Genomic DNA, 13,673 nt, shown 5'->3' with positions numbered 1-13,673 from the left:
GGAAAGTCGATGCGGATAGCCAAATCGATCTTTGTCCGTCCAGGCAGCAACGCCACCTATGGCATGGTGGCGACTGCTCTGTCTTTCTTCGTCTTTGCTTATTCTTCCCGCTTCGGCCAGCCTTCGATCCTGCTCTACTACGCGCTGTGGTTTCCGCTTGTCATGATCGACTACCGGAATGTGCTCGGCAGCTATCACAGACAGCTCTGGCTGTTCGCCTTCGGTGTATTCACTTGCCTGTCGATCTTCTGGTCGGTGGTTCCTTCCACGACGGCGCGAGCCGCGATCCAGTATACGACGCATATCTTCTGCGCCTTGGTCGCAATGCGAACGCTCGATATCCGCACGCTCGCGCGCGGCGCGATCGCAGGCACCGGCATCGTGCTCATCTATTCGATATTGTTCGGCTACTATGCCTACGACCCCATAGACGGAACCTACAGCTTCGTCGGCGCCTTCGATTCCAAGAACCAGCTCGGCTTCTATGCCTCGCTCGGCATATATTTCGCCTTTGCCGCCGTTTTTGTTTTGGGCGAGCGGCGAATCTGGATGCTGGGTGCAGGTGTTGCCGGCCTACTGTCGGCCTATTGCCTGCTCGCATCGGCATCGGCGACATCGGTGCTGACGACGGGATTGGTCGTGGTATTGTGCGTCAGCCTGCGCGTCATCCTGTTCCTGTCGCCGAAGCAGCGCAAAACGCTGTTTGCGACCGTGGCCATATCAGGCGCCGTGCTCGCCGTTGCCGGTGTCTATCTCGGTGCGGTTGATCTCATCCTCGGCGCCTTCGGCAAGGATTCCACCCTCACTGGGCGCACCTATCTCTGGCAGCAGGGCATCGCGACAGCGCAGCAAAACCCCTTCTTCGGGGTCGGCTATCAGGCCTACTGGGTCCAGGGCTTCTCCGAGCCGGAGCGACTGTGGGAAGAGTTCTACATCGCCTCGCGCGCAGGCTTCCATTTCCACAATACCTATATCGAAACGACTGTGGAAACAGGCCTTATCGGCGTATTCCTGCTTGCCTCGATCCTGTTGACGGCCTTCATCGGCCATATCAACCGCTTCCTCAGCGACATCAGAAACGATGAATCCTACGTGCTCCTGGGTGTCGCGACCCTGTTGCTGATCCGGTCCTTCGTGGAGATCGATATTCTCAATCCATACCATGTCGGCTCCTTCCTGTTCTATTTCACGGCAGGAAAGCTCTCCATGCGAACGCGCGCGCCGATAAGCGCACCGCCGCATGCCGAACAGCGGATGGAATTTGCTCCCCCATCAAACTGGGGGCCGCAGACGAGCCGATGAAAACGCTTCATGGCATCCAATATCTTCGCGCCTTCGCAGCGCTCGCCGTAGTGCTGTTTCATGCAGCCGAGCGCAGCGGCGGCCATTTCCGCATCGGAGCAGCCGGCGTCGACATCTTCTTCGTCATCAGCGGCTTCATCATGTGGACCATGAGCGAACGCCGCCCGGTGACGCCGCTTCAGTTCGTCCTCGACCGGCTGCAACGCATCGCGCCGTCCTACTGGATCGTGACGGCCATCATGATCGGCGGCGCAGTTGTCGGCCTGTTTCCGAGCATGAAGCTGACGGCAAGCCATATTTTCGGCTCGCTGCTGTTCATTCCCGTTCGCTCGCCAAGCGCAAGCAATGGAGAAATATGGCCGATTCTGGTGCAGGGATGGACGCTGAACTTCGAGATGTTCTTCTACGTCATCTTTGCGGCCTGCCTGTTCCTGCCGCGGCGCCTGCGCCTTGGCAGCCTGATCGGCGTCTTTGCCGCCTTCGTCATCGTCGGCGCCATCACCCACCCGGAATCGCCGCTGCTTGTCACCTATACCAGGCCGATCATTCTCGAATTCGTCGCAGGTGCGGTTCTAGGACAGCTCTGGCTGAAAGGGACCATTCCCGGATTTGGATTGGGTCTTGCTCTCATGGTTGCCTCGATTGCCGGTTTCGCCGCTATCGAGATTCTCGGTCTCGAATTCAACGAGCTGACGTGCGGGCCGCTCGCCATAGCGCTGGTGCTGGGCATGGTCTCGGTAGAGCGCAGCGGCAGGCTGCAGGAGATTCCGCCGCTCACCTATTTAGGCAACGCCTCCTACTCCATCTACCTATGGCATACGCTGGCAATCTCGGTGATCCTAAAGCTCGTGGCGAGGACACCGATCCCTTCCGATGTCGTCGCTTTTATCAGCCTGATATTGGGAACCCTGCTCGGCGTCTTTGCCTACGAGCTGGTCGAAAAGCCGCTGCGCAATCTGTTGCGGAACTTCAGCTGGCGAAGGGCTCGCCCCTCGCCAGCGTGAGAACGGACCGGCGCCCCAACCGGGGGACGGACTAAAGCCGCCGGCGCCGCAGCTGGTCGAAATAGACGATCACGATGATCAGGACGCCGGTGATGATGCGCTGCCAGAAGGAATTCAGGTTCAGCAGGTTGGCGCCGTTGTTGATGGTCGCCAGGATGAAGGCGCCGATCAGCGGACCGTAGACGGAGCCGACCGCGCCGAACAGGCTGGTTCCGCCGATGACCGACGAGGCGATCGCCTGCAGCTCCCAGCCATCGGCCTGGGTGGCATTGCCGATGGCGATGCGCGATGCGAGCAAAACGCCGACGAAGGCGGCACAGGTTCCCGACAGGATGTAGGCGAGATAGATCATCCAATTGACGTTGACGCCAGAAAGGCGGGCAGCCTCGCGATTGGAGCCGACGGCGAAAAGATAGCGGCCCCAGCGGCTCAGATGCAGGAAGATGACGGCCGGGATCGCCACCAGGATCACCATCCAGAACAGGCTCGGGATCCCAAAGACGTCCGAGACGGCGAAATTGGTGAAATCGTCATTGACGATATTGATCGTCGCACCGTTGGTAATCAGCAGGCCGATGCCGCGCAGAGACGTCAGCGTCGCCAGCGTGATGATGAAGGGTGGCAGACCCATGCGCACGATGCCGAATCCATGGAATGCGCCAATCAACACTCCGAACATCAGGGTTATCAGGATAGCGGCCCAAACCGGAAACCCGGCGTGGAGTAACCAGGCGACGATGACGGTGCAGAAGCCGACGATCGCGCCGACGGAAAGATCGATGCCCGCCGTGATGATGACAAAGGTCTGGCCGAGCGCAAGAATGGCCGTCATCGAGCCCTGACGCATCAGGTTGGTGATGTTGAGTGGCGTCCAGAACTTGTCGGTCCAGAAGCCGAGAACAACCCAGAGTGCGAGAAGCAGCAGGATCAGCGTCAAGCTGAAGAGGATGTTCATCTTTCGCCGCGGCGCAACGGTCGGGCCTTCTGTCGTATTCGCGGCCATTTTTGTTCTCCTCTTTCGACTTGTTTGTTGTTCAGACGCCGATCGCCTCGCCGAGGACTTCCTCATGCGTTGCAGCATGGAAATCATGGCTGGCGACCAGCTGGCCGTGGCGGAAGACGTGCAGACGATCGGCGAGCTCGTAGACCTCTGGCAGATAGGACGAGATGACGATAATGCCGGCACCACCGCGAAGCAGCTTGGCAAACAGCCGATAGATCTCGGCCTTCGTCCCGACATCGACGCCCACGGTCGGCTCATCGAAGATGAAGAGCTTGGCGCCGTGGCTCAGCCATTTGCCGATGACCACTTTCTGCTGATTGCCGCCGGACATGGCGGAGACCAGAACCCGTCGGCTCGGCGTCTTGATGCTGAGGTCGCGGATCTGCTTGTCGGCGTTAACTGCCTCGCTCTTGTTGTTGATGATCGGACCACGGCTCAGCCGTCTGAAGACGGGCAGATTGATGTTCAGCCCGATGGGCAGGTTGAGGCAGAGCCCCTGATCGCGCCGGCTTTCCGGCGCCAGCGCAATGCCGAGTTCCATCGCATCGCGCTCGTTGCGGATGTCGACCTTGCGTCCCTGCCAGTGGATTTCCCCGGCGGAGAGCGGTTGGCGCCCATAAAGACCGAGAGCGAATTCGCTGCGGCCGGCGCCGATCAGGCCATAAAGGCCGACTATTTCGCCGGCACGAACGCTCATCGAAACATTCTCGAAGCCAGGGCCGGAAAGGCCGCGCGCCTCGAGGATGGTGTCGCCGAGCGGAATCTCCTCCTTATGGTAGATCTGCTCGATGGAACGATTGATCATCAGCTTGATCAGCTCGTCGTCGTTGGTTTCGGCGATGGCGCGGGTGCCGACATGTGTGCCGTCGCGCAACACGGAGACGCGATCGGCCAGCTCGAACACCTCTTCCATGCGATGACTGATATAGACGATCGTCACACCCTCGCCCTGCAGGCGGCGGATCAGCTTGAACAATTGCGCCGATTCCTGACGGGTGAGATAGGCGGTCGGCTCGTCGAAAATCAGAAACTGCGTGCCGCGCATCGCGGCTCTTGCAGTTGCGACCAGCTGCTGCTGACCGATTGTGAGAGAACTGAGGAGTTCGCCGGCCGGCAATCCGAAGCCGAGATCGTCGAGCACCGTCTGCGCCATCGTCACCATCTGCTTCTTGCGCATCAGGCCGAAACGATTGACTTCATCGCCCAGGAAGAGATTGGCTGCGACCGTCAGATGCGGGCAAAGCACCACTTCCTGATGCACGGCATTGATACCGCGGGCAATTGCCTCATTGGGCGTTGCAAGCGCCACCGGATGGCCGCACCAGAAGATTTCGCCGGCCGTCCTTGTGATCACGCCGGTCAGGAGCTTGATAAGCGTCGACTTGCCGGCACCGTTTTCGCCGACAATCGCATGAATCTCTCCGGCCAGAAACGTGACAGTCGCCGGCTTCAGCGCCTCGACATAGCCATAGCGCTTCTGCAGCCCCTTGAGTTCGAGAATGGGCGAGCCAGCTGGAATGCGACTGGCTTCCGTTTTAACGGTGTCGTCGTGCCGATGGCTGATTTCTTCAAGGCTCGTCATGAGGTCTCCTCCCTCTCGCATGGCCGCGCGGCCGCCTCAAGGAGGCGGTCAGACGGAAAGGCCGCGCCCAATCTCGCGGGCGCGGCCTCAAGCCTTACTTGACCTTCGGGTTCAACAGGGCGTCGATCTTCGGATCGCTCATATTCGCCTTGGTGACGAGGTTGGCGCCGGTATCGACATTGGCGGCAACCTTTTCCTTCTTGGAAGCGGCGAGCGCCGTCTTGATGCCGTCATAACCCATGCGATAGGGGTCCTGCACAACGAGGCCGGCAAGAACGCCGGACTTCAGGAAGCCGACGGTCTTGTCGTCATTGTCGAAGCCGATGACCTTGATCTTGTCGCCGAGCTTGTTTTCGGCGATGGCCTGGCCGACGCCCTGGGCCATGATCAGGTTGGAGGCGAAGACGCCGACGAGCTTCGGATTGGCCGTGATCAGGTCGGTCATGATGTTGAGGCCGGTGGTGGCCTGGCCGTCCGCATATTTATCGGCAACGACCTTGAGGCCCGGATACTTGCTCTTGACCTCTTCCAGGAAACCCTGACGACGCTGGTCGAGAGAACCGACACCGGGAAGGCTGGTGATAATCGCGACCTCCCCCTCTTCCTTGCCGGTCATGCCTTTGATTGCAGCGGCAAGACCGTCAGCGGCGATGCGGCCGCCCTGGACGTTGTCGGTGGTCAGGAACGAGATGAAGGACTTGGAATCGGCGCCAGAGTCGATGCCGACGACCGGCACGGACTTGGCGGCTTCATCCACGGGCTTGCCGAGCGCCTTGAACTCGGTCGGCGAAATGACCACGGCAGCCGGCTTGCCGGCTACAGCGTTTTCCAGAATGCTGATTTGGCCGTTGATGTCGGATTCCGACTGTGCGCCGAGTTCCGGCACCTTGACGCCGAGATCCTTGCCCGCCTGGCGGGCGCCGGCGAGAACGATCTGCCAGTAGAAGGATGTCGTGTCCTTGACGATGATCGGAATGGTCACGTCGGCTGCGAAGGACTGCACGGGCATCGCCATTGCGATAATGGCAGCGCCGGCAAGGCCGGCAAAGGTGCGGCGGGACAGAAGTGACTTGGTAATTTTCATCTGCTTCTCCTCTCAACGCGCTCTGCTTCCTGCACACCGGCCGCTGAACGCTTACGGCTCGGTACCGCAACGCCTTGAGGCGTCACGCATCGCGCGGCGGAAAGGCCACCGACGCCAAAACAGGCTTTCCTCCTCTTCGATGCCGCCTTTTGCGACGGCCCGATAGCTCTCTGTTGAAGCGGTTCAGCGTCTCACGGAATCGCAAAACCGCTCCATCTGCTGTTTCACGCAATTCCGGGAAAACCGCTGCGCAGTTTTCCGGGAATTGCTCTAGACCCGGACCGCCTCGTCTCCCAGCGGAGGCGCGACGAGGGTCAGTGCTTCGAATTCCGCATAGAAGCTGTCGGGGAGCCGGGGCTCTACGAGCTGCATATTGCGGATAAGACTTTCCGGCTTCGCCGTGCCGAGCAGGACCGAGGCCACGCAAGAACTGCGCAGCGGGAACTGAATCACCGGCTGGGCGAGCGGCACGCCATGCTTGCGAGCGATCTCTTCCATCGCCCCTACCTTGGCCAAAATATCCGGCGTTGCCGGCAGATAGTCGAAATGTGCGCCAGGCACCGGGCCTGTCGCCAGAATACCGGAATTGAAGACGCCGCCCACCACCAGCGACGTTCCCGTCTTCTCGCAGAGCGGCAGCAACTCGGCAACGGCGGAACGGTCCAGCAGAGTATAGCGCCCCGCCATGAGAATGCAGTCGATATCGGCCGCACGCATCACGTCCAGGCAGACTGGCACCTCGTTGACGCCGAGGCCATAGGCCTTGATCGCGCCTGACGACTTCAGCTGCTCCAGCGCCTTCAACCCGGATCCCAGGAGCTGGCCGAGGTGATGCTCGTTGAGGGCCTTGCCGTGAGTATAGCCGCCTATGTCGTGGACATAGAGAATATCGATGCGATTGAGCCCAAGGCGCGCATAGCTGAACTCGACCGAGCGCATGATACCGTCATAGGAGTAATCATAGTCGGCATCGAAAGGCAGCGGGTCAACGTAGCCGTAATTGGGCACCTTGTCTGTCGGTACCGGGCGCATAAGGCGGCCGACCTTGGTCGACAACACATAGCTGTCCTCAGGCTGATCGCGCAGGAAATCACCGACGCGGCGCTCGCCAAGGCCAAAGCCATACCAGGGCGCAACATCGAAATAGCGGATGCCGCTATCCCAGGCAGCCTGTAGGGTCTCCATCGCCTGGTCGCGCGGACAGGCACGATAGAGGCCGCCCAGCGCAGCAGCGCCGAAGCTGATCTCGGTGACCTCAAGGCCCGTCCTGCCGATTGTTCTCGTCTTCATCACCTCTCCCTTGTGATGACGGTCATTTCAATGCTCGCCGCCTATGGCTTGACGGACAACTATCGTCAATTTGCGGATTTACTTATCGCTGGCATGAGTGAATTGCGCTCGGGTCGCGGGCTTCACGCGTCACCATGTTCAATTCCTCCCTCATCGACCTTATCGGACATTCCGACGTCCGGCGCCAATTGATTTTGTTTTTTATCTACAATAAACATTTTGGTGTCAACGAGGAAATCGTCACCGCCCCGGAGGAAAGCGGTCCGCACGGTTCCGGCATAACACTCCTGCAATTGACTGCCATTCGATCATGGTTCAGACAGCGCCGCCGGCAAAGAGCGGCGGCGACAAGCGAGGGGGAAATGGCAAGGCAAAACACGCTCTTCAAGGAGGCGTATAATCGCTACGCAGCACGCCTGAAGCTCGGCACTGAGCTGCCGAGCGAACCAGAAATCGCAGCCGAACTCGGCGTCAGCCGCAGCACGGCGCGGGCAATCCTCATGCGTCTCAGCGACGCCGGCATCATTCTCTGGAACAAGCGGCAAAAGACGGTTCTGCGCCTGCCGAACCAGGCAGATTTCTTCCCGAAGGAGGAAACCGATTCACTGCACGACATCATCGAGCGCAGCTTCATGATGCGCATCATGTCCGACGAAGCCCAGCCCGGCATGCAGATCAACGAACTGGAACTGGCACGCGAAATCGGCACCGGCACCTCCGTCGTGCGCGAATTTCTCATTCGCTTCAGCCGCTTCGGGCTGATCGAGAAGCGGCCGAACAGCCATTGGATCCTGAAGGGCTTCACCAGCGAATTCGCGCTCGAACTCGCCGACGTGCGGGAAATGTTCGAACTCCATTCGGCGGCCGAGTTCGGCCGTCTGCCTGCCAATCATCGCGCCTGGGATGATCTCAAGGCGATCGAGCGGGAACATCGTGAACTGCTCAAGGATTTCGACGCGCATTACCGCGATTTTTCGCGCCTTGATGAGAAGTTTCACCTCCTCATCCACCGCGCCTCGAGCAATCGCTTCATTGCCGATTTCTATGATGTCATCGCCATCGTCTTCCACTATCACTTTCAATGGAACAAGGCCTTCGCCCGCGAGCGCAATGCCCGCGCCGTGGCCGAACATCTCGACTACATCGCAGCGCTGCAATCGCGCGATCCGCAACGGATCGACGCCGCTTGCCGCACGCATCTTGCCTCGGCAAGACAGACACTATTGCAGTCGATTCCGCAAACCACCGGAGAAACAGCCGGCTCAGCTGCCTGACTGCGAACATCGGCGTATCCGATCCCAGTCCGCGATGGGACAGGGCAATCACAGGACTATCTGCAATCGCCCGTTTCGGCGCTTTATTTTGCAGCGAGGCTCAAACTTTGGCTGGCAAAACGCGGCGAGGCGACCTCGAGCTTGATGGCGCCAGCCTCTCCCGTTGCCTGCAACCAGAAACCCGTGGTTCCACCCTGGAATGCTACCGTTTCCGGCCCGATAACCTTGGCCGGGCCATCGACCTTGATGGTGACGACATCATTCAGGAAGGGAAGCCGCGAGCCAGCCTGATCGAGCGCGCGCACGATGACGCGCACCGTATCGCGTTCGCCTGCGCGCATGGTATCGGCATCGGCTTCGATCTGAAGCGAGGTCGGCAGTGGATTTGCGACCATATGCAGCTCCGCCACCTGCTTGCCGCCGATGTAGCCGGTGAAATGCACATCCTCCCATTCCATACCCCATACGCCAAGCTCGTCCGGCGTGAAGGAACGGTGATCGAAGACAACAGGCGGATGCGGCAGATGCGGAAAAGTCTCCCTGTCCGAAGCGAGACGCTTGGTCAGCGAACCGTAACGCAGCTCGACCTCATCGCAATTGGTCAGAACGATAAGCGGCAGGGCGCCGCCGATATTGCGCTCGCCGCGCGCCCAGATCGTCACCGGCTTCATGACGGCCTCTTCGGAAGGCTCGCACTGGCTGGCATAGACGTAGGCGGCAAATTTCGGCTCGCGGAACATGTCCGTGACGCCGTGGTAGCAAATGCGGTCACCCGAGCCGAAATCGCTATGCGTATTGTAGTCGAACATGCACCAGCCGATGGCGCCCGAGATCGACGGATCGCTATAGGCGGCATTCAGGACTTCCAGATGCCGGCGCACATGCTCGGCCTGCCGCTGCTCCTGATCATAAATTTTCGTCGGATACATATGGCCGCCGAATTCTGTGATCAGATAGGGGACGTCCTTGGAAAGGCCGGTGTTTTCCTGCTGCGGCCGGAGCGGCGTGCGCGGCCGGTTGGCGCCAGGCAGTTCCTCATTGCCGAGGATGAAATCATTCATCGTGTAGACGTCCTCGAGCATCTCGCTCTCGGTGATGTAGCGAACGCCGCCGGTCTGGCGCGTCGGATCGAGTTCACGCGCCAGCCGGTTCGTCTCGGCGTAGAAATCGTGAGAATCCTGGGATTCGTTGATGCGCACGCCCCAGATGACGATCGAGGGATGGTTCCAGTCGCGTTCGATCATGCGGCGCACGTTGCGGATCGATTCCTGCTGCCATTCCTCGTCACCGATGTGCTGCCAACCGGGGATTTCCTCGAAGACGAGAAGGCCGATACGGTCGCAATGATCCAGGAACCACTTCGACTGAGGATAATGCGAGGTGCGGACGATGTTGCATTTCAGCGTGCGCTTCATGATCTCGGCATCGCGCTCCTGGGCCGAGCGCCCCATCGCATAGCCAACATAAGGGAAAGCCTGATGGCGGTTGAGCCCGCGCAGTTTCAGCGCCTTGCCGTTCAGCAGAAAACCTTCGGCGGTAAAGCTCGCGATGCGGAAACCGAAGGTCGCGGCGTGCCGATCCGCCCCCTGATCGCTCGCAAGCTCCACTTCGGCCGAATAGAGGACGGGATTGTCGAGATCCCAAAGCGAAAGGCCCGAGAGGCGATCGAAGCCGAGCGTCACGCTCTCGCCGGAGGTGTTAGCCTGCCCCGAAGCGATGGCCACGCCATCAGCGGACCGCAGGGTAACGGTCACCCTTCCCTTAAAAGCAAGATTTTGCGGATTGGAGATATCGCAGCGCACGGTCGCGGATTTGAGATCGGAAAGAACATCGCCCGTCTCGACTTTGATGTTGGCGATCGATACGGGATCGGTCAGCTTCAGCCAGACATCGCGGTAAATCCCGGCATAGGTAAGATAATCGATCCGGCCACCGAAAGGCGGGATCTCGGGGTTCTCGCTGCCATCGATCTTGACCGTGACGAGGTTCTCGCCGTGACGCAGACGGCCGGTCAAGCGCGCCTCGAACGGCGTGTAGCCGTCCTTGTGTGCCGCGATCTCGTCGCCGTTCAGATAGACGACGGCATCGGCCATGGCCGCATCGAAGATCAGCGATATCTCGCGCCCGGCAAACGTCTCGTCCCAGTTCACTATTTTCTGATAGGTGAAGGCGCGCTGATAGGATTTCTCGTCGAAATAGTTGAAGGGCAGTTCGACAGCGGTATGCGGAAGCGTGACACGCTGCCCATCCTGCGGTCGGCCGGCAGACGCGGGCGAAAACCCCTCTTGAAACGTCCAGGATTCGTTGAAGGCGACAACAGAACGCATATTCAATCCTATCGATTAAGCCCGTCGCATCGGGTGGCGAACAGATGGTGACTGGAAATCAGGCGCGGCAAGGCAGGCATGATACCGCGGGGCGATATCTATACTGCCTCGTCGCCGACGCGCAATGCGACCGTTTGGCGGATTTCTCCTTTCCGGGTAAGCGATAGCGACTGTGGCCTCCTTGCCGCCGCCTATCGGTTTCGGCCGTTCTTCCCCTCCTCGACCGGATTGCGCACCGCGGCATACATGCCGGTCGTGCGGAATTCCGTCGGATTGATGCCGTAGATACGGCGAAATACCTTGGAGAAATAGTTGGCATCATCGAAGCCCGACATGATCGCTACTTCCTTGACCGGAATGAAGGCAGCCTTCGTCAGCAGTTTCGCGGCGCGCTGCATGCGCTGCTGCAGCACGAATTCCGCCGGCGGCACGCCCTCGCTCTCGGCAAAAACGCGAGAAAAATGGGCGCGGCTGAGGCCGCTCACCTTGGCAAGCTCATCGACAGGAAGCGGCTTGTCGAGATTGGCATCGATATGGTCGATGACGATCTGCATGGCAGAGCGATCGGCGGCAAAGGCATGCGAACCGAAGACATCGTCATAGAGCGCCATCGCCGCCTCATAGGCGACAGCCGAGGCAGAGGCAGGCGTCTGAGCGCCCTTGACGAGCCGCAGGCTGCAATCGGCAAGATGATCGATGGTTGCCTGCTGCAGCTTCAACACCGGACCGGCCGCAGCAAGAATCAGACGATGGATGCGCAACGCTTCTTCGCCGTTCATCGATATCCAAAAATACTCCCAGCGCTCGCCCTTCTCCAACCAGTAGCGATGATTGTGCGGCACGAGAACGAGCAGCGTCTCGCCGGTATTCACACGATAGTTGCGGCCCTCATAGCGCAGCCGGCCGGTGCCGCTGATCGTGTGCTGAAGCACGGTAAACGGCGTCTGGCCGCGTCGGCGCCCATCCCAATCATAGGATTCGTCCCGCCGGATCTCATAGCCGGCGCTCGTCGGCATGGCATGCAGCCGGTGGCGTCCGCGCGGTAAGGAAACCGTCCGCATGACCTGTCCATTGTCGATCAATTCCTGCAGCACAAAATTACCCCTGAAAGCATAATAGTTCTCTGTTCGCCTCCGTAATTATAGGCATAATCCCGTCAGAAAACAGCGCTTGACCGCCGACGAGGACCGGCGATTGGAGAAAAAACCGCAATTTCGGCCCGTTTCGTAACCGATACGATCATAGGGCAGAGATGCTGCCGGCTCCCCCGCCGCTGATTGTTCGACCGACTTGAAGGTGAGGATCATGAGTTTCAAAATCGCTATTATCGGCGCAGGCAGCGTCGGCTTCACGAAAAAGCTGTTTACCGACATTCTGTGCGTGCCGGAATTCCGCGACGTCGAATTCGCGCTGACCGATCTCAGTGAGCACAATCTGACGATGATCAAGGCGATCCTCGACCGGATCGTCGAGGCCAACAAGCTGCCGACCCGCGTCACCGCGACCACGGATCGCCGCGCGGCGATCGCAGGCGCGCGCTATATCATCAGCTGCGTGCGGGTCGGTGGCCTCGAGGCCTATGCCGAGGATATCCGCATTCCGCTGAAGTACGGCATCGACCAGTGCGTCGGCGATACCATTTGCGCCGGTGGCATTCTCTATGGTCAGCGCAACATTCCGGTCATTCTCGATTTCTGCAAAGATATCCGCGACGTTGCCGAGAGCGGCGCCAAATTCCTGAACTATGCCAACCCGATGGCGATGAACACCTGGGCGGCGATCGAATACGGCAAGGTCGACACGATCGGTCTTTGCCATGGCGTCCAGCATGGTGCCGAACAGATCGCCGAAGTGCTCGGCGCGAAGGACAAGAGTGAGCTCGACTATATCTGCTCGGGCATCAACCACCAGACCTGGTTCGTCGATCTGCGCCTCAACGGCCGCAAGATCGGCAAGGACGAATTGATCGCCGCCTTCGAGGCGCATCCGGTCTTTTCGCAGCAGGAAAAGCTACGCATCGACGTGCTTAAGCGGTTCGGCGTCTATTCGACGGAGAGCAACGGTCACCTGTCCGAATACCTGCCCTGGTATCGCAAGCGGCCGGACGAGATCAACAAGTGGATCGATATGTCCGACTGGATCCATGGCGAAACCGGCGGTTATCTGCGCTACTCCACCGAGACGCGCAACTGGTTCGAGACGGAATTCCAGCAGATCCTCGACGGCGCCTCGCAGCCGATCGATGTTAGCAGGCGCTCCAACGAGCATGCCAGCCATATCCTTGAGGCGCTTGAAACCAACCGTGTCTACCGCGGCCATTTCAACGTCAAGAACAATGGCGTCATCACCAATCTACCTGATGATGCCATCATCGAATCCCCTGGCTTCGTCGATCGTTTCGGTATCAACATGGTGGCGGGCATCACCTTGCCCGAGGCATGCGCGGCAACCTGCATGTCGTCCATCAATGTCCAGCGCATGTCGGTGCACGCCGCCATCAGTGGCGATATCGACCTGTTGAAGCTTGCCGTTCTGCACGACCCGTTGGTCGGTGCCATCGCCACGCCGGAGGAGGTCTGGCAGATGGTCGACGAGATGGTCGTCGCCGAAGCTCGCTGGCTGCCGCAATATGCACATGCGGTTGATGGGGCCAAGGACCGGCTGTCGCGCAGCAAGGTCAAGACGCGCGACTGGAAGGGCGCGGCAAGCCGCAATGTCCGCTCGATCGAGGAATTGCGGGCAGAAAAAGCCGCCCTGAAACAAGCTGGTTGATGCAGGCAGAGTTCGGGAAATGAGAATGCGGCGGG

10 protein-coding genes are annotated in these 13,673 nt (G+C 59.7%); 4 read left to right on the top strand and 6 right to left on the bottom strand.

Annotation, left to right across the window (positions count from 1 at the left end):
• The first annotated feature begins 9 nt into the window (after positions 1-9).
• Together QD409_RS02990 and QD409_RS02985 are read left to right on the top strand one after the other, a co-directional pair.
• Positions 10-1,302, top strand: a complete 1,293-nt coding sequence (locus QD409_RS02990) for an O-antigen ligase family protein (protein WP_092845424.1) — start codon at positions 10-12, stop codon at positions 1,300-1,302.
• Positions 1,299-2,306, top strand: coding sequence for an acyltransferase family protein (locus QD409_RS02985; protein WP_092845422.1), 1,008 nt, complete (start codon positions 1,299-1,301; stop codon positions 2,304-2,306). The genes QD409_RS02990 and QD409_RS02985 overlap by 4 nt, the downstream gene beginning before the upstream one ends.
• Positions 2,307-2,337: 31 nt before the next feature.
• Here the strand turns inward: QD409_RS02985 and QD409_RS02980 are convergent, their stop codons facing one another.
• From QD409_RS02980 to QD409_RS02965, 4 genes are all read right to left on the bottom strand, one after another.
• On the bottom strand, positions 2,338-3,309 hold the full coding sequence (locus QD409_RS02980; protein WP_092845420.1) for an ABC transporter permease: 972 nt from the start codon (positions 3,307-3,309) through the stop codon (positions 2,338-2,340).
• A 31-nt stretch (positions 3,310-3,340) separates the two neighbouring features.
• Positions 3,341-4,891, bottom strand: coding sequence for a sugar ABC transporter ATP-binding protein (locus QD409_RS02975; RefSeq protein WP_092845418.1), 1,551 nt, complete (start codon positions 4,889-4,891; stop codon positions 3,341-3,343).
• 94 nt (positions 4,892-4,985) lie between these two features.
• Positions 4,986-5,975 (bottom strand): ABC transporter substrate-binding protein, encoded by a 990-nt coding sequence (locus tag QD409_RS02970; RefSeq protein ID WP_092845416.1) that lies wholly within the window; start codon positions 5,973-5,975, stop codon positions 4,986-4,988.
• Between the two features lie 270 nt (positions 5,976-6,245).
• Positions 6,246-7,265 (bottom strand): aldo/keto reductase, encoded by a 1,020-nt coding sequence (locus QD409_RS02965; protein ID WP_092845414.1) that lies wholly within the window; start codon positions 7,263-7,265, stop codon positions 6,246-6,248.
• Between the two features lie 362 nt (positions 7,266-7,627).
• Here QD409_RS02965 and QD409_RS02960 point away from each other — a divergent pair, with 362 nt between their 5' ends.
• Positions 7,628-8,539, top strand: a complete 912-nt coding sequence (locus tag QD409_RS02960) for a GntR family transcriptional regulator (protein ID WP_092845652.1) — start codon at positions 7,628-7,630, stop codon at positions 8,537-8,539.
• A gap of 83 nt (positions 8,540-8,622) precedes the next feature.
• On the opposite strand, the gene QD409_RS02955 is transcribed toward QD409_RS02960, so the two are convergent.
• Both QD409_RS02955 and QD409_RS02950 read right to left on the bottom strand, forming a co-directional pair.
• On the bottom strand, positions 8,623-10,866 hold the full coding sequence (locus tag QD409_RS02955) for a glycoside hydrolase family 2 protein (protein ID WP_092845412.1): 2,244 nt from the start codon (positions 10,864-10,866) through the stop codon (positions 8,623-8,625).
• Between the two features lie 191 nt (positions 10,867-11,057).
• Positions 11,058-11,927, bottom strand: a complete 870-nt coding sequence (locus QD409_RS02950; protein ID WP_425348521.1) for an AraC family ligand binding domain-containing protein — start codon at positions 11,925-11,927, stop codon at positions 11,058-11,060.
• 244 nt (positions 11,928-12,171) lie between these two features.
• Here QD409_RS02950 and QD409_RS02945 point away from each other — a divergent pair, with 244 nt between their 5' ends.
• Positions 12,172-13,638 (top strand): alpha-glucosidase/alpha-galactosidase, encoded by a 1,467-nt coding sequence (locus tag QD409_RS02945; RefSeq protein ID WP_092845408.1) that lies wholly within the window; start codon positions 12,172-12,174, stop codon positions 13,636-13,638.
• The last annotated feature ends 35 nt before the right edge of the window (positions 13,639-13,673 follow it).

This window comes from Rhizobium sp. BR 315, assembly GCF_050577975.1.
Classification (GTDB): Bacteria; Pseudomonadota; Alphaproteobacteria; order Rhizobiales; family Rhizobiaceae; genus Rhizobium; species Rhizobium miluonense.
Note: the sequence above shows the minus strand (reverse complement) of the source record. Positions and strands in the feature narration are given on the sequence as shown.